At 43.5% G+C, this 20184-nt stretch carries 19 protein-coding genes; 9 read left to right on the top strand and 10 right to left on the bottom strand.

Features of this window, described 5'->3' with window-relative positions; genetic code table 11:
• Entirely contained in the window at positions 1–1680 is a 1680-nt protein-coding gene (gene rnjA / locus ATE37_RS03075) for a ribonuclease J1 (protein WP_084867719.1), read from the top strand.
• A gap of 224 nt (positions 1681–1904) precedes the next feature.
• Here the strand turns inward: rnjA and mnmG are convergent, their stop codons facing one another.
• The 8 genes from mnmG to apf form a co-directional block, all read right to left on the bottom strand.
• On the bottom strand, positions 1905–3818 hold the full coding sequence (mnmG, locus tag ATE37_RS03070; RefSeq protein ID WP_084867718.1) for a tRNA uridine-5-carboxymethylaminomethyl(34) synthesis enzyme MnmG: 1914 nt from the start codon (positions 3816–3818) through the stop codon (positions 1905–1907).
• On the bottom strand, positions 3808–4236 hold the full coding sequence (locus ATE37_RS03065) for an NUDIX hydrolase (protein WP_008283352.1): 429 nt from the start codon (positions 4234–4236) through the stop codon (positions 3808–3810). Before ATE37_RS03065 ends, mnmG begins: the two co-directional genes overlap by 11 nt.
• Before the next feature lie 11 nt (positions 4237–4247).
• Complete coding sequence (locus ATE37_RS03060; protein WP_180382754.1) at positions 4248–4703, bottom strand: NUDIX hydrolase; 456 nt, start codon at positions 4701–4703, stop codon at positions 4248–4250.
• 140 nt (positions 4704–4843) lie between these two features.
• Positions 4844–5965, bottom strand: a complete 1122-nt coding sequence (gene mnmA / locus ATE37_RS03055) for a tRNA 2-thiouridine(34) synthase MnmA (RefSeq protein ID WP_084867714.1) — start codon at positions 5963–5965, stop codon at positions 4844–4846.
• Positions 5966–6125: 160 nt separating this feature from the next.
• Entirely contained in the window at positions 6126–7517 is a 1392-nt protein-coding gene (gene argH, locus ATE37_RS03050; protein WP_084867713.1) for an argininosuccinate lyase, read from the bottom strand.
• A 27-nt stretch (positions 7518–7544) separates the two neighbouring features.
• Positions 7545–8741 carry an argininosuccinate synthase gene (locus tag ATE37_RS03045; RefSeq protein ID WP_084867711.1) on the bottom strand — a complete coding sequence of 399 codons (1197 nt, stop codon included), beginning with the start codon at positions 8739–8741 and terminating at the stop codon, positions 7545–7547.
• A gap of 15 nt (positions 8742–8756) precedes the next feature.
• Positions 8757–9563, bottom strand: a complete 807-nt coding sequence (locus tag ATE37_RS03040) for an ABC transporter substrate-binding protein (protein ID WP_084867710.1) — start codon at positions 9561–9563, stop codon at positions 8757–8759.
• Between the two features lie 278 nt (positions 9564–9841).
• Positions 9842–10447, bottom strand: a complete 606-nt coding sequence (apf, locus tag ATE37_RS03035) for an aggregation-promoting factor (protein WP_084867708.1) — start codon at positions 10445–10447, stop codon at positions 9842–9844.
• A gap of 241 nt (positions 10448–10688) precedes the next feature.
• Here apf and sdaAB point away from each other — a divergent pair, with 241 nt between their 5' ends.
• Genes sdaAB through ATE37_RS03020 form a run of 3 tightly spaced genes read left to right on the top strand, consistent with a single transcriptional unit; the run spans position 10689 to position 12892 of the window.
• Entirely contained in the window at positions 10689–11360 is a 672-nt protein-coding gene (gene sdaAB, locus ATE37_RS03030) for an L-serine ammonia-lyase, iron-sulfur-dependent subunit beta (protein ID WP_057488864.1), read from the top strand.
• 8 nt (positions 11361–11368) lie between these two features.
• The gene (gene sdaAA / locus ATE37_RS03025) at positions 11369–12241 is read left to right on the top strand and encodes an L-serine ammonia-lyase, iron-sulfur-dependent, subunit alpha (RefSeq protein WP_084867707.1); all 873 of its coding nucleotides are present in this window, start codon (positions 11369–11371) and stop codon (positions 12239–12241) included.
• 21 nt (positions 12242–12262) lie between these two features.
• Positions 12263–12892 (top strand): HAD hydrolase-like protein, encoded by a 630-nt coding sequence (locus ATE37_RS03020; protein WP_084867706.1) that lies wholly within the window; start codon positions 12263–12265, stop codon positions 12890–12892.
• Positions 12893–12987: 95 nt separating this feature from the next.
• Here ATE37_RS03020 and ATE37_RS03015 read toward each other — a convergent pair whose 3' ends face one another.
• Both ATE37_RS03015 and ATE37_RS03010 read right to left on the bottom strand, forming a co-directional pair.
• Entirely contained in the window at positions 12988–14838 is a 1851-nt protein-coding gene (locus ATE37_RS03015) for a polysaccharide biosynthesis protein (RefSeq protein WP_084852812.1), read from the bottom strand.
• A 75-nt stretch (positions 14839–14913) separates the two neighbouring features.
• Positions 14914–15744, bottom strand: coding sequence for a glycosyltransferase (locus ATE37_RS03010; RefSeq protein WP_033584751.1), 831 nt, complete (start codon positions 15742–15744; stop codon positions 14914–14916).
• Positions 15745–15965: 221 nt separating this feature from the next.
• Between ATE37_RS03010 and ATE37_RS03005 the strand changes: the two genes are divergently transcribed.
• The 5 genes from ATE37_RS03005 (at position 15966) to ATE37_RS02985 (ending at position 20124) form a co-directional block, all read left to right on the top strand.
• Positions 15966–17132 (top strand): CynX/NimT family MFS transporter, encoded by a 1167-nt coding sequence (locus tag ATE37_RS03005; RefSeq protein WP_084867704.1) that lies wholly within the window; start codon positions 15966–15968, stop codon positions 17130–17132.
• A 135-nt stretch (positions 17133–17267) separates the two neighbouring features.
• The gene (locus ATE37_RS03000) at positions 17268–17594 is read left to right on the top strand and encodes a PadR family transcriptional regulator (protein ID WP_000273860.1); all 327 of its coding nucleotides are present in this window, start codon (positions 17268–17270) and stop codon (positions 17592–17594) included.
• Positions 17581–18174: a DUF1700 domain-containing protein gene (locus ATE37_RS02995; protein ID WP_084867703.1), complete on the top strand. Its 594-nt coding sequence runs from the start codon at positions 17581–17583 to the stop codon at positions 18172–18174. The genes ATE37_RS03000 and ATE37_RS02995 overlap by 14 nt, the downstream gene beginning before the upstream one ends.
• Entirely contained in the window at positions 18167–19099 is a 933-nt protein-coding gene (locus tag ATE37_RS02990) for a DUF4097 family beta strand repeat-containing protein (RefSeq protein WP_084867701.1), read from the top strand. The genes ATE37_RS02995 and ATE37_RS02990 overlap by 8 nt, the downstream gene beginning before the upstream one ends.
• 62 nt (positions 19100–19161) lie before the next feature.
• A complete protein-coding gene (locus ATE37_RS02985; protein ID WP_084867700.1) occupies positions 19162–20124 on the top strand; it encodes a DUF6574 domain-containing protein in 963 nt (320 codons plus the stop codon).
• The last annotated feature ends 60 nt before the right edge of the window (positions 20125–20184 follow it).

Raw genomic sequence — 20184 nt, 5'->3', positions numbered from 1 at the left:
ATGGCCTATACTCTTAAACCTGAAGAAGTCGGCGTTTTTGCCATCGGTGGTCTGGGAGAAATCGGGAAAAACACATACGGAATTGAATACCAAGACGAGATTATCATCGTCGATGCTGGGATTAAATTCCCAGAAGATGACTTGCTGGGTATCGACTATGTTATCCCCGACTACTCTTACATCGTAGACAATATTGACCGCGTCAAGGCTGTCTTGATCACACACGGACACGAGGACCACATCGGTGGGATTCCTTTCCTGCTCAAGCAAGCAAATGTCCCTATCTACGCTGGACCACTTGCCTTGGCTTTGATCCGTGGAAAACTCGAAGAACACGGTCTCTTGCGCAACGCCAAACTTTACGAAATCAACCACAATACTGAGTTGACCTTTAAAAATCTCAAGGCAACTTTCTTTAGAACCACTCACTCTATTCCAGAGCCTTTGGGGATTGTCATTCATACTCCTCAAGGTAAAATCGTCTGTACGGGTGACTTTAAGTTTGACTTTACTCCAGTTGGGGAACCTGCAGACTTGCACCGGATGGCAGCCCTTGGTGAAGAAGGCGTGCTCTGCCTCCTCTCTGACTCGACAAATGCAGAAGTCCCAACCTTTACCAACTCTGAAAAAGTCGTTGGTCAGTCCATCATGAAGATTATCCAAGGCATCGAAGGACGTATTATCTTTGCATCCTTTGCCTCAAATATCTTCCGTCTCCAGCAAGCAACAGATGCTGCTGTTAAGACTGGACGCAAGATTGCGGTCTTTGGTCGTTCTATGGAAAAGGCCATTGTCAACGGAATCGAGCTTGGCTACATCAAAGCTCCTAAAGGAACCTTTATCGAGCCAAATGAAATCAAAGACTATCCTGCAGGCGAGATTCTAATCCTCTGTACAGGTAGTCAGGGCGAGCCGATGGCAGCCCTCTCTCGTATCGCTAACGGAACCCACCGTCAGGTGCAACTCCAACCCGGCGATACTGTTATCTTCTCTTCTAGCCCAATCCCTGGAAATACTACTAGCGTCAACAAATTGATTAACACTATTTCTGAAGCTGGTGTCGAAGTTATCCACGGTAAAGTGAACAATATCCATACATCTGGACACGGTGGTCAGCAAGAGCAAAAACTCATGCTCCGCTTGATTAAGCCAAAATACTTCATGCCTGTCCATGGTGAATACCGCATGCAAAAAGTCCACGCTGGACTAGCGGTGGATACGGGTGTCGAGAAGGACAATATCTTTATCATGAGCAATGGTGATGTGCTTGCCCTTACTGCAGACTCAGCTCGTATCGCAGGTCATTTCAACGCCCAAGACATCTATGTCGATGGAAATCGTATCGGTGAAATCGGTGCGGCTGTCCTCAAAGATCGTCGTGATCTATCTGAAGATGGTGTCGTTCTAGCAGTCGCAACTGTTGACTTCAAGTCACAGATGATTCTTTCTGGCCCAGATATCCTCAGCCGAGGCTTTGTCTACATGAGAGAATCTGGTGACTTGATTCGCCAAAGCCAGCGCATCCTCTTCAATGCTATTCGTATCGCACTGAAAAATAAGGACGCCAGCGTGCAATCTGTCAATGGTGCTATTGTCAACGCCATCCGACCATTCCTTTATGAAAATACAGAACGTGAACCGATTATCATCCCGATGATCCTCACACCAGATGAAGAATAATACTCTTTAATTTTCATTGAATATAAGTCAAAAAAAACAGCCCCGTCTTCGGAGCTGTTTTTTCTATGCTTTTTTGAGATTGAAACTCAATAAAAATCGAAATCAGACTAGAAGGCTAGGCGAAAGCATAACTTAAGCTAGCTCCCATAGTTCGGGGAACTATGGGAGGCTGTAGATGAATCAAAGCCAAGCTTTGAACTCATTCGTAAGAAGCCGACGACGTATCATTTTGGTTTTTGAAGAGTTTTAGAAATACTACGATTTTTACCTTCCAAATACACCATCAAAATAGAGATATCTGCTGGGTTTACTCCCGAAATACGGCTGGCTTGGCCGATAGTTTCTGGATTGATAAGTTTGAACTTCTGGCGAGCTTCTGTTGCGATAGAATCAATATCATCCCAGTCAATATTGGCTGGAATTCGTTTTTCTTCCATGCGTTTCATCTTGGCAACCTGGTCCATGGCTTTGGAAATATAACCTTCGTACTTGATTTCTGTTTCAATCAATTCGATAATCTTGTCATCCAAATCCTCAGCAGCTGGTCCGATAAAGGCCACTACATCTTGGTAAGAAACTTCTGGTCGACGAAGAAATTCTTTGGCTGTCACCGCATCTGTCAATGGCTTGAAGCCCATCTCCTCAACCTTAGCATTGGTTTCCTTGACTGGCTTGAGTTTGATACTGTCTAGACGCTTCATCTCATTGTCAAATTGATTTTTCTTGATTTCAAAGCGAGCCCAGCGTTCATCATCCACAAGACCAATCTCGCGTCCCATCTCAGTCAAACGCATATCCGCATTGTCATGACGGAGGATGAGACGGTATTCAGCACGACTGGTCAAGAGACGATAGGGTTCAATGGTTCCCTTGGTCACCAAGTCGTCAATCATCACCCCGATATAACCGTCACTGCGCTTCAAAATCAACTCAGGCTTGCCTTGGATTTTCAGAGCCGCATTGATACCAGCGATAATTCCTTGGCCGGCAGCTTCTTCGTAACCTGACGTTCCATTTGTCTGACCAGCTGTGAAGAGGCCTGAGATTTTCTTGGTTTCCAGAGTCGCACGCAACTGGTGAGGTAAGACCATATCATACTCAATGGCATAACCAGTTCGCATCATCTCAGCATTTTCCAGACCTTTAATGGAATGAACCAAGTCACGTTGGACATCCTCAGGCAGACTAGTTGATAAACCTTGAACGTATACTTCCTCAGTGTCACGCCCTTCTGGTTCTAGAAATAGTTGGTGACGTTCCTTGTCCGCAAAGCGCACAATCTTGTCCTCAATTGATGGACAGTAACGAGGTCCCACACCCTTAACTACACCCGTAAACATAGGCGCACGGTGGAGGTTGTTTTGGATAATCTCATGACTGGTACCGTTGGTATAAGTCAACCAGCATGGCACTTGGTCCTTGACATAATCCTCATCACGTGAAGTGTATGAGAAGTGATTAGGGGCCTCGTCTCCTGGCTGAATCTCTGTCACGTCATAATTGATAGAGGAAGCCTTAACACGTGGAGGCGTTCCTGTCTTGAAACGACCAATTTCGAGTCCCAGTTCCTTGAGATTATCAGCTAGATTAATCGAAGCTAGGCTGTGGTTTGGTCCTGATGAGTACTTGAGGTCTCCGATGATGATTTCACCACGAAGTGCAGTCCCTGTCGTCACGATAACAGCCTTGGCAGCATACTCTTGATGGGTAGCTGTACGCACACCGACAACCTTGTCATCTTCCACCAAAATCTCATCAATCATGGTTTGACGAAGGGTCAGATTCTCTTGATTTTCAACTGTCTTGCGCATCTCCTTAGAGTAAAGTTCCTTGTCAGCCTGCGCACGAAGGGCACGGACAGCTGGCCCCTTCCCTGTGTTGAGCATCTTCATCTGTATGTAAGTCTTGTCAATATTCTTGGCCATTTCCCCACCAAGGGCATCGACTTCACGCACGACAATCCCCTTGGCAGAACCACCGATCGAAGGGTTACAAGGCATGAAAGCCAACATTTCGATGTTGATGGTCGCAAGCAAGACCTTACAGCCCATACGGCTGGCAGCCAAGGAAGCCTCAACCCCAGCATGTCCCGCACCGATTACAATAATATCGTATTCTTCCGTAAAATTATAAGTCATTTCTTAACCTTTCAAAAATTTCTCGCAAATAAGGAACTAACTTCTCCTCCTCTAGAGCTTGATCCATAGTAACCCATTTAAAGTGTGTATGCTCTTCAGGATCTAATCTGATAATTGGCTTCTCCCCAACCCACTCTGCTTTATAAACTAAGCGAGTAAAAACCGTATCCTTAGAGGTATCCAGTTGACTATCTTCGTGAAGAAGTTTGAGCGAACTGCTATCTAGCCTAACTCCCGCTTCTTCAATGCATTCTCTAAGAGCACCATCCCGCGGAAGTTCACCCTTTTCAACCCCGCCACCAGGAATATCCCAGTAAGTTGGATAAACGTTGGGTTCTCCTCTTTTAATTTCCGAACGCTGAATGAGTAAATAATCACCACCACTATGAACAAGTACATGGGCAATAAGCTTAACCATCCTTTTCTCTCCTATTCCTCAAGATGAATGTGTCTTAGTTGGCCGTCCCAATCCGACAGGGATGTTTTTAAAAAGGCTGGAACTAGCTGGATATTCTGGAGCTTATCCAAGTCAATCCACTCACAAGGCTGCCTTTTCTCATCTTCCTGCATGGTCAATGGTGCATCCTCAAGCAAGTCTACCAGATAATGAAACTCGATGTTGTGATAGGAAACACCGTCTTGTTCAAAACGATTTTCAACCACAAAAGCTAGCTGCCCAGCTTGAGATTTGACACCCAGTTCTTCCCTCACTTCACGGACTACCGCATCTTCCGTGCTTTCATTGACTTGAATCGCACCACCAATAGTGTAATACTTACCCTTGTCTTTGGTAACTAGGAGCTTGCCATTTTGGAGAATCAAGGCTGTCGCCCGAACACCAAAAACAGTATTTCCCACTTTTGTCCGAAAGTCTGGTTGAGTCATTTTTATCCTTTCCCTTAAACGACACAAAAACAGTCAAAACTCCAAAGAAGTGCAGGACAAAAAAGCCTGCAACATCCATGAGCTTTGACCATCATTTCTATTGCTTTTATTATTGTAGCAAATTGAGAAAATTTGTCAATCTAAATGTACTGACAAACTTGTCCATCGCGGTAGGCATTGTCAATCAAACCACCACCGAGGCACTCTTCGCCATCGTAAAAGACAACTGCCTGTCCTGGTGTGATGGCGCGTTGCGGTTCCGCAAAGATGACCTCTGCCTTGTCTCCTTTGACATGTACTGTCACCTTAGAATCAGGCTGACGGTAGCGGAATTTAGCTGTACATTCTAGCGTAAATTCCTCTGGCGTGTCACGAGTAAAGTGGACTTGACTGGCTTCTAGGCTGGTTGACATAAGTGAGTCATGGTAGAATCCTTGTCCGACATAGAGGATATTCTTGCTCAGGTCTTTTCCGACAACGAACCACGGTGCATTGTCACCGCCGTGTTGGCCACCGATACCAAGTCCGCCACGCTGACCAATCGTATAGTACATCAGACCAGCATGTTCACCCATATCACGACCATCCACAGTCATCATACGACCAGGCTGGGCTGGTAGATAGTTGCTGAGAAAGTTTTTAAAGTTCTTTTCTCCGATAAAGCAAATCCCTGTCGAATCTTTCTTCTTGGCAGTCGCAAGTCCTGCTTCTTCAGCTATTTTTCGGACTTCAGGTTTTTCCAGATGTCCTAGAGGGAACATGGTTTTTTGGAGTTGTTCTTGCGAAAGTTGGCTGAGGAAATAGGTCTGATCCTTGCCATTGTCCACGCCACGAAGCATGTGAACAGTGCCATCCTCATCACGCGCCACTCGGGCATAGTGCCCAGTCGCTACATAGTCTGCTCCCAAGGTCATGGCATAGTCCAAAAAGGCCTTGAACTTGATTTCCTTGTTGCACATCACATCTGGATTTGGCGTGCGTCCTGCACGGTATTCCGCTAGAAAATACTCAAAGACGCGGTCCCAGTACTCTTTTTCAAAATTGACAGAGTAGTAAGGAATGCCGATCTGGTCTGCCACTGCAGCCACATCCTTGTAATCTTCGGTCGCCGTACAGACGCCGTTTTCATCTGTGTCGTCCCAGTTCTTCATGAAGATACCGATCACATCGTAGCCCTGCTCCTTGAGCAAGAGAGCCGTCACCGACGAATCAACACCACCACTCATCCCCACAACAACACGTATTTTAGAGTTATCACTCATGGTAAGTCTCCCATCTATTCGTTTATTCACGATTGAAGGTCGTGTGTGCTTAACGATTGAAGGTCGCTTGAGCAGTATTCATTATAACACGCTTGGTTGGAGAAGACAAGAAAGAGGCTGATAAATCATCTCAACCTCTCTTTCTTACTTTGCAAACGAATCAATTTTCCACTTTAAGTTCTTTCTTCGCTTGTTCTATCTGGTATTTCACTTGCTCAAAGCCAGTTCCTCCTAAGGAATTCCGTCTCTGAACAGCGGTTTCTGGACGCAAGTAGATATAAATATCCTCTTCAATCAAGGGATGGTAGACTTGCAACTCCTCCAAATCCCAATCTTGGATGTTTTTACCATGCTTGATAGAGTCTAGAACCAATTTCCCTACTATTTCATGCGCTTCTCTAAAGGGAAGGCCTTTTTCAGCCAAATAATCTGCCAGTTCGGTCGCATTCGAAAAATCATTCTCTGTGGATTGCTGCATTTTGGCCTTATTAACCTGCATGCTCGATAGCATACCTGCCAGCACATCCAGAGAATTCAAAATCGTTTCTACTGTATCAAACATGCCTTCCTTGTCCTCTTGCAAATCCTTATTATAGGCCAGAGGCAAAGACTTCATGACGGTCAATAGTCCAAGCAAGTGCCCGTAAACCCGTCCTGTCTTCCCTCGAATCAATTCCGCCATATCAGGATTTTTCTTCTGGGGCATGATAGATGAACCCGTTGAAAAGCTATCAGACAAGCTAATGTACTGATACTCAAAACTGCACCAATTGATGATTTCTTCACAAAAACGGCTCATATGCATCATCAACATGCTGGCATTTGATAGAAATTCCAAGATAAAATCACGGTCACTCACTGCGTCCAAGGAATTGGTATAGGGTTGTTGGAAGCCCAATAAATCACTCGATAATTGACGATCGATTGGAAAAGTTGTCCCCGCCAAAGCAGCCGCACCAAGGGGAGATAGGTCCGTATGTTTCAAGTTAAATTCAAAGCGCTCGCTATCCCTTTGAAACATATTGTAATAAGCCATGAGATGGTGGGCAAAACTAATCGATTGGGCGTGTTGCAAATGAGTATAGCCTGGCATGATGGTTTCCACATGTTTTTCAGCCAAATCCAGCAAAACACTGTTCAGATTCGCCAACTTATCCAAAACATGCCCAAGCTGCTCCTTTAGATATAAGTGCATATCCGTTGCGACTTGGTCATTCCGAGAACGAGCCGTGTGTAGTTTCCCAGCCAGAGGACCAATTTTCTCTGTCAGCAACACTTCCATATTCATATGAATATCTTCATTTGCAATATCAAAATGAAGCTCTCCTGCCTCTAAATCTCGCAACAAAGCTTTCAGACCATCTTGGATCTGCTCTGCCTCTTCCAAGCTTAAAATGCCAGTCTGTCCTAGCATTTGAACATGAGCTAAGGAACCCATCAAATCAAATTTTGCCAGCTGGTGGTCAAAGGAAATACTCGCACCGAACTGTTCTACCCAATCTTCCACAGTACCTTCAAATCGACCACCCCATAATTTTGTATTTTTCGACATATCCTGTCGTCCCTTTCTATCGCGTCACTACTCAACATTTTTCTGAACTTCTGAATAAACCTTAGTCGGAAGCCCCCAAAGCTTGATAAATCCAACAGCCGCATCTTGGTCAAAAGTATCCGCACTGGTATAAGTCGCCAAATTTTCATCGTAAAGAGAATTTGGTGATTTCCGGGCCACTACCTGGGCGTTCCCCTTATAAAGTTTAACTTTTGCAGTTCCATTGACAACTTTCTGTGTCTCCTTGATATAGGCAATCAAAGCCTGAGTTGCTGGGCTAAACCACAAGGCATTATAGATGAGATTGGACAACTCATTTTCGATAATAGGTTTGAAATGAGCCACTTCTCTCACAAGAGTCAAGTCCTCAATCTCCTTATGAGCTGCCAATAAAGTCACAGCACCTGGGCACTCATAAATCTCTCTTGACTTAATACCGACTAGGCGATTTTCCACATGGTCAATACGACCAACACCGTGTTTGCCTGCAATTTCATTTAGATTTTGAATCAAATCCGCCACTTTCATCTTCTCTCCATTGAGGGAGATAGGCACCCCGCAACTAAACTCAATGTCAATAAATTCTGGACTGTCTGGTGCCTCTTCTGGCGAAGATGTGATTCCAAATGCTTCTTCTGGCGCTTGATTCCAAGGGCTTTCCAAGACACCACATTCATTTGCACGACCCCAAAGATTTTGATCGACAGAGTAAGGATTGTCTAGGTCAGCAGGAACTGGGACCCCATTTTCTTTGGCATATTGGATTTCTTCTTCACGAGACCATTTCCACTCACGAACAGGCGCAACTACTTTTAAATTGGGATCCAAAGCTGCAATAGAGACTTCAAACCGAACTTGGTCGTTTCCCTTACCTGTACAACCATGGGCAATTGTGGTTGCCCCCGTCTGATGAGCTATTTCAACGAGTTTTTTTGAAATAAGAGGGCGACTCAGAGCAGATACCAAGGGATACTTCTGTTCATAGTAGGCATGAGCCTGAAGGGCCACTAAAACATAGTCGTTAGCAAATTCTTCCTTAACATCAATGACATAAGACTCAACAGCTCCAACCTTGAGAGCTTTATCATGGATGAACTCCAAATCTTTTCCTTCACCCACATCCATACAAACAGCGATCACATCATAGTCTTTTTTTAACCACGTAATAGCAACTGATGTATCCAATCCACCTGAATAGGCTAAAATGACTTTTTCCTTACTCATTTCTCTTCCTTCTTTCTATTTTTCGATAGAGGCTTTAAAAGCATCGTCAATCAATTTGTCCAACTCCCCAGAATCCTTCAACTTCTGGATGGTTTTGTCAACCGCTTCTTTCAATTCTTTACTATCTTTTTTCATCGCAACAGCGTAGGAATCTTCTTTGTCATTGTCAAAATCAAACTCAGCGATGGCTAGGTCTGGATTATTCTCTACAAATCCTTTCGCCACTGGTTCCTCAAAGATAACCGCATCTAGTTGCCCTGATTTCAAATCTGTTATCAAATTTCCATTTTTAGGAAGTGAAACGAGAGAAGAATCCTGCAAGGTTTCTTTAGCCAGAGTTTCCTGGATAGAACCTTTCTGCGCTCCAACCTTTTTCTGGGCCAAATCCTTGACTGATTGGTAATTCGTTAATTCAGATTTTCTTACGATAACCTTATTTTTCGAAGTGTAGTAGGGAATTGAAAAATCATAAACTTGACTTCTCTCCTCCGTTTTAGAAACACCTGATATGGCAAGATCGGCCTTGCCTGAATCAAGACTAGCCAGTACATTGTCAAAACTCATTGGAGAGAACTCCACTTCTACACCTAGTTCCTTTGCGATGGCTTTGGCTAGCTCAACATCTGAACCTACAATCTGATTTTTCCCATCAACCAATTTCTGGTATTCAAATGGAGCAAACTCTGGATTTAGGGCCACCACCAATTTTCCTTTAGCCTTAATGGCTTCAACACCTTGGGATTGAGTATTACTACAAGCAAATAATAAGGGAAACATAAACAAACCAAACATCGTCATCAACACCTTCTTCACTTTATTCATAGAAGAGCCTCCTTTTATTTTTATGCTTTATTATTGTATAAATAATACTACTCTCATCCTCGTTTGTCAAGAAAAAACTGCATTTTATTTCATTTTAATTAAGAAAAGGCTTATTATATGATATATTTTTACACATAATAAGCTTATTTATACTATTTGAGCTTTAAAACAATTTGAAGAATTTCGTCGAAATTATACAAATAGAGCATTGCTGAGAAAATCGTTACACTTTTTGTTATAGAGAAACAAAAAAAGAGCCCTAAAGGACTCTTGTATTCTTAATACCAACCGTTGTTAAGCCAGAAGTTCTTGGCAGCTGTCCATGAACCGTAACGTCCTGCAACGTAGGCATCTGCTACACGTTCTTGGTTTTCAGCTGAGTAGTCACCATTCAAGTATGAATCTGTCAATTGGTAACGTCCGATGTATTGGCCGTTTGTAGCTGTGTAGCTACCACCTGATTCTTTTTGAGCGATCCATTCTTTGGCTTCTGCTTCAGAACCACTTACAGTAGAAGCTGCTGCAGTGTTGCTTTCTGCTGCTGGCGCTTCATAAGTTGTAGTTGCAGCTGGAGATTCTTCAACAGTTTCTGTAGCTACTGGAGCTGTTTCTTCCGTTGTCGCAGCTGGTGCTGCAGTAGAAGCTGTTCCTTCGATGACCAAAACTTGGTCAACATAGATAAGGTGAATATCTTTGATATTGTTTTTTGCTGCTAATTTTTCAGCAGTCGTGTTGTACTTCTCAGCGATTTCTGAAAGAGTATCACCTGATTTAACAGTGTAAGTTACAGTTTCTTGCGCAGACGCAAGGGCTGGTGCAAAGAAAGCAAGCAAGGCTGCTACTCCTGCGATAGTTGCTTTGATTTTTTTAGTTGTTAATGACATATCTAAAAATTCTCCTTCCATTGAATATATCTATGATACCTTTTAAATGTTACCGTTGTTTAACGGTTATATGTAGAAATATTACAAAAATGTTTTATATTTACCGTTTTAAGGAGGTTTTTGTCACAAAAGGCCTTATTTTATACCATCTTTAATCATTTTGAGCTTTTGATAAGGGAAATAAGCGCAGAGGTCCATTCTTTGATATAATAGTTATAAGAATCTTTATAAGGGGAAACAGATGCAATCACTTCGTTTTCAATCTGTCTTTGATATTATCGGACCAGTCATGATTGGCCCATCAAGTAGCCACACAGCTGGAGCTGTTCGTATTGGGAAAATCGTCTCCTCCATCTTTGACGATACGCCAACAGAAGTCGAATTCCAATTATTTAATTCATTTGCCAAGACCTACCGTGGTCATGGAACTGACCTTGCTCTCGTCGCTGGTATTTTAGGTATGGATACAGACGATCCCGACATTCCAAATAGCCTAGAGATTGCCCATAAACGCGGTATCAAGATTGTCTGGACCATTCAGAAAGACAGCAACGCTCCTCACCCTAATACCACTAAAATTACTGTGAAGAATGAACACAAATCCATTAGTGTGACAGGAATTTCCATCGGTGGAGGAAATATCCAAGTTACGGAACTTAACGGCTTTGCTGTCTCTCTTAATATGAATACCCCGACCATCATCATCGTGCATCAGGATGTTCCAGGTATGATTGCCCATGTTACTGAAGCCCTCTCTCGTTTCGATATCAACATCGCTCAGATGAATGTGACTCGAGAAAAAGCTGGAGAAAAAGCCATCATGATTATCGAAGTCGATAGTCGAAGTTGCGAAGAGGCGATTGAAGAAATCCGAAAAATCCCTCATCTCCACAATGTCAATTTCTTTAAGTAGGAGGAAACATGTTTTATTCTATCAAAGAATTGGTCGAGCAGGCGGATCTAGACTTCCAAGGAAATGTCGCAGAACTCATGATTGCGACAGAATATCAATTAACCGGTCGAGAACGTGCAGAAGTTCTCCTCCTCATGGAACGCAATCTAGAAGTCATGAAAGCCTCTGTTGAGCTCGGTCTCAGTGAGAACAAATCCCGTAGTGGCCTAACGGGTGGAGATGCGGCCAAACTAGACCGCCATCTCAAAAGTGGTAAGGCCTTGTCTGACTTTACTATCCTATCAGCAGCCCGTAATGCCATCGCGGTCAATGAACACAATGCGAAGATGGGTTTGGTCTGCGCCACTCCAACCGCAGGAAGTGCTGGTTGTTTGCCAGCCGTTCTCACTGCTGCTATCCAAAAACTAGGCCTTAGTCACGAAGAACAGCTGGATTTCCTCTTTGCTGCGGGTGCCTTTGGACTAGTCATCGCAAACAACGCTTCTATCTCAGGTGCTGAAGGTGGCTGCCAGGCCGAGGTTGGTTCTGCCTCCGCCATGAGTGCCGCAGCCTTGACCTTGGCTGCAGGTGGGACCCCCTATCAGGCTAGTCAAGCCATCGCCTTTGTCATTAAAAATATGCTGGGCCTCATCTGCGATCCCGTCGCTGGTCTGGTTGAGGTTCCATGTGTCAAACGAAATGCCATGGGAGCCAGTTTTGCCTTTATCGCGGCAGATATGGCCTTAGCAGGTATCGAGTCTAAGATCCCTGTTGACGAAGTCATCGATGCCATGTACCAAGTCGGATCGAGCCTTCCAACTGCCTTTCGTGAAACGGCTGAGGGTGGACTCGCTGCCACTCCTACTGGTCGTCGCCTACAAAAAGAAATCTTCGGAGAATAAGCTTATCTATTAGGAGAAACTATGCCCTCTATCTCAGCAATCTTTTTTGATCTAGACGGAACCCTGGTTGACAGTTCCCTCGGGATCCACAATGCCTTTACCCATACCTTTAAAGAGCTAGGAGTTCCAAGCCCTGATGCCAAAACCATTCGTAGTTTCATGGGACCGCCACTTGAAAATAGTTTTGCAACATGTCTTCCGAAGGAGCAAATCTCGGAAGCTGTCCAAATCTATCGTTCTTACTACAAGAAAAAAGGGATCCACGAAGCCCAACTCTTCCCCCGAATAACGGAATTACTCCAAGAACTTTCACAAAACTACCCTCTCTACATCACTACAACAAAGAATACTCCTACTGCTCATGATATGACTAAAAATCTGGGAATCCATCATTTCTTTGATGGCATTTATGGTTCCAGTCCTGAAACACCTCACAAGGCGGATGTCATCCGTTATGCCTTGCAAACGCATCGACTCCCTGCAGACCAAGTCCTCATCATCGGGGACACCAAGTTTGATATGATTGGAGCCCAAGAAACTAGCATTAAAAAGTTCGCTGTTACTTGGGGATTTGGAGAAGAGGCTGATTTGCTCAGCTATCAACCTGACTGGATTGCCCATACCATTGACGATATCATTAAGCAACTGTAAATAATACAACGATTTGAAATTACAGAGTAAAAAGGCCAAGGTCCTGTACAAACAGAACCCTGGCCTTTTATTTATAATTAATTGGTTGGACGCTCTTACTCAACGTGGGTTGTCTCATTTGCAAAGGAAATAATCGCTTCTTTGAGCTCATCTCCGCTGAGTGAACGGAATTCTTCAATCTTTTGATCGATGGCTTCTAGAGGCATGACGTTAACCTTACCAACGAAAATCTTATCCATGACTTGGTTATCAACCAATTCGGTCGAAACCAAGAGTTCTTCGTAAAGTTTTTCGCCTGGACGAATACCGACTTCAACGATTGGAATTTCACTTTCTGTGTGCCCGCTTAGAAGGACCATTTTCTTAGCCAAGTCGTAGATCTTAACGGGTTTGCCCATATCAAGGATAAAGACTTCTCCGTCCTTGGCATAAGCACCAGCATGGATTACCAGACGGCTAGCCTCTGGAATGGTCATGAAGTAACGTGTCATACGGAAGTCTGTCACCGTTACAGGACCACCTTCAGCAATCTGGCGTTCAAAGACAGGAATCACGCTACCACGGCTACCGAGAACATTCCCAAAACGGACTGCACAGTAGGTTGATTTGCTACGTTGGTTAAAGCCAGTGACAATCAACTCTGCCACGCGCTTGGTTGCGCCCATAACATTCGGTGGATTGACCGCCTTGTCAGTCGAAATCATGACCATCTTAGGCACCTTGGCTGCATCAACAGCCTTGGCAACATTGTAGGTCCCGAGGATATTGTTCTTGAAGGCTTCTTTTGGATTGCGCTCCATCATTGGAACATGTTTGTGGGCTGCAGCATGGTAGATGATAGCTGGTTTGTACTGTTCAAACACTTGTAAAAGACGATCATAATCCTGAATATCTGCAATGACAGGAACATAATCAATCCCTTGGAATTTACGAATCAACTCATGATAAATAAGGTAGATTGAATTTTCACCATGTCCAAGCAAGACGATACGCTCTGGGTTGAAGCGGCTAATCTGGCGACAAATTTCAGAACCAATCGAACCGCCGGCTCCTGTCACCAAGATGGTCTTACCTGTAATTTCTGCACCCAGACGTGATTCGTCAAGGCGAATTTCCTGACGGCCCAAAAGGTCTGTGATATCAATTTTTTGGAAACCACTACCTGATTGATGTAATCCTTGAACAACTGTCTCAACTTTAGGCATCTTGTAACATTTGACACCTAGTTTATTACACATCTGCAAGATACGTTCATACTCTGATGGATCGAGCGAAGGGATTGCTACGATAACACGCTCGATTTGGTGACGTTTGGCCAATTCAGGTAGATTGTCATAAGAGCCTAGGACTGGGATTCCACCTAGTTTTTGCCCTTTTTTCTTTTCATCGTTGTCCAAAATCCCCACTATCTCAAGCTCACTGGTTGGATGTTGGTAGCTATTCATAAAGAGGGCACCACCATCTCCCGCACCAATCAAGAAGGTACGGCGATGCTCTCCATCTCCACTACCCTTTTTACGTTTAGAATAAATCAACTGCCAGGTGATGCGAGGAAGCAAGATGAGGAAGGTACTCAACAAAATGAAGAGCACGATGAAACGGATAGAAAATAATGGAAGAAAGGCATAGCAGATTCCATAAGAAAGAACACTACTGAGTGTCACTCCAAAAAAGATTTTCATAAAATCCGTAATCTTACTGTAGCGACTAATACTAGCATTCAGCCCCCAAAATGCAATTATGATTTGATAGAGAAGGAAGGCTAAAAGAGTGTAGATCACATAGTCCACAGGCGCAGGATTTATAAGGCCATAAAACAAGATATAAGATACGATGATGGAAACCACCATACTCAGAATATCAAATATCCCCCAAAATACTTGTTTTTGCTGTTTATTTAAAATTTCAACCAGATCAATCACGTAATCTGTTAGTTTTTTATTCATAGGAATTTACTCCCCCTTAAAAGAGTCAGATGATACTATTGTTATGATAACCCGAATCGTTCAATCTATCAGGTCTTACTTGCTCTTTCTTAAAAGTTTGACAAAGATAAACTGACGAACAAAACCTGGACAAAGTGCAACAATTGCCTGAATGAACATACTTTTAGCATATTCCCTGTAAGAAATTTGCCCTCGCTCCAGCATCCGTTGGCGAGCTTGACGGTAGAATTTAAGGTAACGCAAGCCACCTCGACGCTCAAACATCCCGGCACCTACACGAACCTTACACAAGATTTGATCTAGGTTGCCAGTCTTGGCACCTGCCGTAATCATATTGAGCCAAAGGAGATCATCCTCCATGTAAAGCCCGTCTTCGTAGTTGCCCGCCTTGAGGACCATGTCCTTTTTGAACATGACTGTCATATGGTTAAAAGCGCTTCTCATTCTCTGATAAGCCACAATGTCTGCGTGCTGAGTTGGAACACGACGATAAGACACAATCTCATCTGGATTATCAATAAACTCTGCAATCTGCCCACCTAAGAGATCGAGATTTTCTTTCTCCATTAGTTGAAGCTGTTTCTCAAAACGATCCGGAACGGCTAAATCATCCGTATCCATGCGGGCAATAATGTCATGCTGGCACTGCAAAACACCGTAACGAAGAGCCAAGCCTAAACCTTGATTTTGCTCTAAGGGGCACCGTTTCACTGGAATGTCTGACTGAGCTTCCACCTCATCTAGCACCTGATAGAGCTCAGGCGTGAGGGGCCCATCCTCAACAAGAACAAGTTCACTCGGTTTCAAGGTTTGATTTTGAACACTTTTGATAGCATCTCTCAAAAACGTCGGATTTTCCTTTACATAGACCGACATCAAGACGCTGATTTTTTGCTTTTCAGGCACCGTTTTTCTCCAATATATAGATTTCCTTCCACTATTTTATCACAAATTTTCTCACTTTCCTATTTTTATATCAAATCAAGGAAAATTCTAGTAAAGAAATGTATCTCCTTTCACTCTATTCTTGCTTAAATCAATCGAACTTTCTTAGCTGTCATTACTTGACATTATAAGGAAAAAAACTTAAAATAAGCTGTTATTAAAATCATCCTATCGAGGTTTTTATGAAAAAACAATCACTCTTTTTTATCCTAGGAATTGTCTTAATCGGGACTGTTTTACGCTCTCCTTTCACTGCTCTTCCAACTATTTTAGGAGATATTGCTCAGGGACTAGGAGTGGAGGTTAGCTCTCTTGGGATTTTAACCAGTCTCCCTCTCTTGATGTTTGCTCTTTTCTCTGCTTTTGCAAGCCGCTTGGCACAAAAAATCGGGTTGGAACATCTCTTTACTTACTGTCTCCTCCTCTTAACTGTTGGCTCTGTCATTCGGATTTTCAATCTTCCCCTTCTCTATCTAGGGACCCTAATTGTGGGAGCAAGCATTGCGATCTTCAATGTACTGCTCCCAAGTATGATCCAGGCAAATCAGCCTCAAAAGATTAGTTTCCTAACAACTCTCTATGTCACTGCCATGGGAATTTCGACAGCCATCGCTTCTTATCTATCCGTCCCTATCACCCAAGCTAGTTCTTGGAAGGGCCTCATCCTCGTTCTCAGCTTTCTCTGTCTGGTCACTCTGCTAGTCTGGTTGCCAAATCATCGCCATAACCACCACCTAGAAAGCCAAAAAGAAAAGCAAGTCAAAGAGAATATTCTAAAAAGTAAAGATGTCTGGGCTATCATTATCTTTGGCGGGCTTCAGTCCTTGCTCTTTTATACAAGTATGACCTGGTTGCCAACGATGGCTGTTAGTGCTGGCCTTTCTAATAATGATATGGCTCTCCTCGCTTCTATTTTCTCACTGATCAGCATTCCTTTTTCAATGACTGTTCCAAGTCTAACGACTCGTCTATCAGATGGTCACCGTCGAATCATGCTAGCAATTATCTCTATCGCTGGGCTGACAGGAATTGCCATGCTCTTGTATCCAACCAATAATTTCCTCTACTGGTTAGTCGTCCATCTCTTGATTGGAACGGCCTGCAGTGCCCTCTTCCCCTACCTCATGGTTTGTTTTTCTCTTAAAACCAGTTCTCCTGAAAAGACCGCTCAGCTATCAGGACTAGCGCAAACAGGAGGCTACATCTTAGCTGCTTTTGGACCTACCTTGTTTGGTTATAGTTTTGAACTTTTTCAATCTTGGATCCCAGCTGTCCTTGCCCTTCTAGTCATCGATATCATCATGACCGTCTCACTCTTTATGGTGGATCGGTCTGAAAAAATCCTTTAAACTTCTAGTTTTTACTAGGAGTTTTTTATATGTAAAATTTTTACACATATTTCTTGACAGGGCTTTCAACTTGAGATACAATATATTTGAAAAGAGTATATATAAAATTTTTATATAATATAAAGGAGGTTTCCCATGTACTTCCCAACATCCTCTGCCTTGATCGAGTTTCTCATCTTGGCTGTACTGGAGCAGGGGGATTCTTATGGTTATGAGATTAGTCAAACTATTAAGCTCATCGCCAATATCAAAGAATCTACGCTCTATCCCATTCTCAAAAAATTGGAAGCCAGTGGCTTTCTGACCACCTACTCTAGAGAGTTTCAGGGGCGTATGCGCAAATACTACTCCTTGACCAATCGGGGCGTAGAGCAGCTCGTTACTCTAAAGGAAGAGTGGACGCTCTATACCGACACCGTCAACGGCATCATAGAAGGGAGTATCCGCCATGACAAGAACTGACTATCTGACTCAGTTAGAAACCTATCTCCATAAACTGCCTGAAGCTGACCGCATCGAAGCTATGGACTACTTTAAGGAACTATTTGACGATGCTGGCTCTGAGGGCGAAGAAGAGCTCATTGCCAGTCTAGGAACACCAAAAGAAGCGGCCCATGATATCCTCTCTGATCTTCTCGATAAAAAAGTCAATGAAGCACCTGCTCAAAAGAATGACCGCCAACTGCTACACATTGCCCTCCTGGCCCTGCTAGTAGCTCCTATCGGAATTCCGGTCGGGATCGGCATCCTCATGGCAATCATCGGTATTTTTATCGCGGCTGCCTCCGTCATTCTAGCCTTCTTTACCGTCTCTGTGACGGGTATCCTGCTAGGTGGACTCTTTATCGTAGAGAGCTTTAGCGTCCTAGTCGAAGCCAAATCTGCCTTTATCTTGATTTTTGGGGCCGGTTTGCTTTCTATCGGTGCTTCTTCTCTTGTTCTACTAGGTATCTCCTATGTAGCTCGTTTCTTTGGCCTCCTGGTCGTCCGCTTAGCACAATGGATTCTTAAAAAAGGAAAGAGAGGTGATAGACATGCGTAAATTGACAAAAGGATTTCTCATTTTTGGTGTGGTTTCTACAATCCTTGGTTTTATCATGATCATTGTAGGCGCGCAGTCCAATGGTATTCAAAGTTTACTTGCCATGTCAAAAGACCCCGTCTATGACAATCGTATCGAAGAAGTGACCTTTGGAAATGAAGTGGAAAAACTTGATTTGACCCTTGAAGAACATAGCCTAACCATCACAGAGTCTGTAGATGACAAGATCCATATCACCTATCATCCTTCCGTGTCTGGTCGTCACGATCTGACTACTGGCATGAGTGACAAAACACTGAGCATCACTGACAAACAAGCCTCCCAACATCGTTTTCTCGGTTCAGGAATCGAAGGCCTACTTCGTATTGCCAGCAGTTATTCTCACCGTTTTGACGAAGTCATTCTCTCCCTCCCTAAAGGAAGAAAGCTGCAAGCTATCACCGTCTCAGCCAATCGTGGACAGACCACTATCCGGCAAGCCAACCTTGAAAATGCGACAATTAAAACAAAAGGCTATCTCTTAAGAATAACAGAAAGCTCTATCAAAAACAGTACACTAACGACACCTCGTATTATCAATATCTTTGATACCGAATTGACAGATAGCCAGGTCAAGACCGAAGAGGAACACATCTATGCTGAGAATATTAAGGTTCGCGGTAAGGTTGAGCTAGACTCTCATAACGACTTAAGACTCTTTCTTTCTAAGGCAGAATTCGATCGTATCAATCTAGACATTTCTTCTCAGCATGGCGGTATTTATCGTAAAGCTCAAAGAGAACACCCTAGACAAAAAGAGAATGAACTTGCCAACCCCTACAAGACAGACAAAACAGATGTTAAGGATATGCTCATTATAAAAGCCAATCAGGATATCTACCTCCCCAAGGAAGAAGAGTACTCTGCTCCACCTAGAAATCATTGACAAAAACGCTTTTATCTGCTAGTCTAAAGATAGAAAACGACCATAAAAAAGGAGGTTCCACCATGACACAAGAATGGTTTGAAAGTGCCGATCTTGAGAAGAAATCACCTCAGACGAAATCAGAAATCCAACCCGACGAACCTGAGACTTCAGAAACTGTGGAAGCTGAACCACAAGTAAGCGAAGAAACTTCTGTCTCACCTAAAGAGATGGAAACCCATGAGGAGGAAACTTCCGAAACGATAGAAGAAACCCAAACCGAGGAAGAGGGAGAAGGGAAAGCTGAAGAGGAACACAAGCCAGAAACCCCTGCAAAAGAGAAAAGTATCCTCAGCAAGGCTTTAGAAAGCCCCTATATCCCAGATATTGACCCTCGTAAAACTGCCCGATTCAAAGAAGAAATCGCACTATTTTGGACTTGGCTGCTGGGTGCTATCCAAGAACCAACTACCAGCAAGACTACGGACCAAAAGCATCGTTACAGTGTCTTTGGCCTGCTCACTTTGCTGTCTTCGATTAACCTTTTCTTTAGTATCTATCATATCAAGCACCTCTACTATGGCTATATGATTTCTATTGCTAATGGTTCTCCTAACCAGCTCCCACCTTTAGATCTCTTTGCTGGGGTTTCTATCTTGGTCGCTAGCACTCTATTTTATTTTTCCATCATTTTGGGGGGATTTACCGTCAGACGTGTGCTGGACCAGGAGAGCGAATTCACATTCCAAGAAGCTTGCGATCGTTACAGCCGACTCTTTGCTATCCCGCTTGTCCTAACAGCTCTAGCAAGTTTCTTTGCACTCTTTGGTGGCTTACGATTTGCTAGCATCCTCACTCTCCTGAGCCTGGCCATCATTGCCCTTGGAAATCTCTTTGTGATTAGCAAGCCAAGTAAGACTAGTGGCCTTGACCCATTCTATCGTTTCTTACTAGCTGTCTTACTTGATGGTGCTATTCTCTTACCCTTCTTCATTGCAGAGCTCGCGCTGACAGTAGACTACCTTCGCATCCTGACCTTCTTTTAACTAAAATCCCTGCCATTTGTTAATGACAGGGATTTTTATGCTTACTCTTTTTTAAACAAG

The sequence above is a fragment of the Streptococcus oralis subsp. tigurinus genome (assembly GCF_002093575.1).
Taxonomy (GTDB): domain Bacteria; phylum Bacillota; class Bacilli; order Lactobacillales; family Streptococcaceae; genus Streptococcus; species Streptococcus oralis_CH.
This window is presented reverse-complemented; position numbering and strand designations above follow the sequence as displayed.

What these genes read in the sequence shown, in the direction of transcription:
- rnjA (WP_084867719.1), top strand. Translation starts at nt 1, where the DNA reads ATGGCCTATACTCTTAAACCTGAAGAAGTCGGCGTTTTTGCCATCGGT.
- mnmG (WP_084867718.1), bottom strand. Translation starts at nt 3,818, where the DNA reads ATGACTTATAATTTTACGGAAGAATACGATATTATTGTAATCGGTGCG.
- ATE37_RS03065 (WP_008283352.1), bottom strand. Translation starts at nt 4,236, where the DNA reads ATGGTTAAGCTTATTGCCCATGTACTTGTTCATAGTGGTGGTGATTAT.
- ATE37_RS03060 (WP_180382754.1), bottom strand. Translation starts at nt 4,703, where the DNA reads ATGACTCAACCAGACTTTCGGACAAAAGTGGGAAATACTGTTTTTGGT.
- mnmA (WP_084867714.1), bottom strand. Translation starts at nt 5,965, where the DNA reads ATGAGTGATAACTCTAAAATACGTGTTGTTGTGGGGATGAGTGGTGGT.
- argH (WP_084867713.1), bottom strand. Translation starts at nt 7,517, where the DNA reads ATGTCGAAAAATACAAAATTATGGGGTGGTCGATTTGAAGGTACTGTG.
- ATE37_RS03045 (WP_084867711.1), bottom strand. Translation starts at nt 8,741, where the DNA reads ATGAGTAAGGAAAAAGTCATTTTAGCCTATTCAGGTGGATTGGATACA.
- ATE37_RS03040 (WP_084867710.1), bottom strand. Translation starts at nt 9,563, where the DNA reads ATGAATAAAGTGAAGAAGGTGTTGATGACGATGTTTGGTTTGTTTATG.
- apf (WP_084867708.1), bottom strand. Translation starts at nt 10,447, where the DNA reads ATGTCATTAACAACTAAAAAAATCAAAGCAACTATCGCAGGAGTAGCA.
- sdaAB (WP_057488864.1), top strand. Translation starts at nt 10,689, where the DNA reads ATGCAATCACTTCGTTTTCAATCTGTCTTTGATATTATCGGACCAGTC.
- sdaAA (WP_084867707.1), top strand. Translation starts at nt 11,369, where the DNA reads ATGTTTTATTCTATCAAAGAATTGGTCGAGCAGGCGGATCTAGACTTC.
- ATE37_RS03020 (WP_084867706.1), top strand. Translation starts at nt 12,263, where the DNA reads ATGCCCTCTATCTCAGCAATCTTTTTTGATCTAGACGGAACCCTGGTT.
- ATE37_RS03015 (WP_084852812.1), bottom strand. Translation starts at nt 14,838, where the DNA reads ATGAATAAAAAACTAACAGATTACGTGATTGATCTGGTTGAAATTTTA.
- ATE37_RS03005 (WP_084867704.1), top strand. Translation starts at nt 15,966, where the DNA reads ATGAAAAAACAATCACTCTTTTTTATCCTAGGAATTGTCTTAATCGGG.
- ATE37_RS03000 (WP_000273860.1), top strand. Translation starts at nt 17,268, where the DNA reads ATGTACTTCCCAACATCCTCTGCCTTGATCGAGTTTCTCATCTTGGCT.
- ATE37_RS02995 (WP_084867703.1), top strand. Translation starts at nt 17,581, where the DNA reads ATGACAAGAACTGACTATCTGACTCAGTTAGAAACCTATCTCCATAAA.
- ATE37_RS02990 (WP_084867701.1), top strand. Translation starts at nt 18,167, where the DNA reads ATGCGTAAATTGACAAAAGGATTTCTCATTTTTGGTGTGGTTTCTACA.
- ATE37_RS02985 (WP_084867700.1), top strand. Translation starts at nt 19,162, where the DNA reads ATGACACAAGAATGGTTTGAAAGTGCCGATCTTGAGAAGAAATCACCT.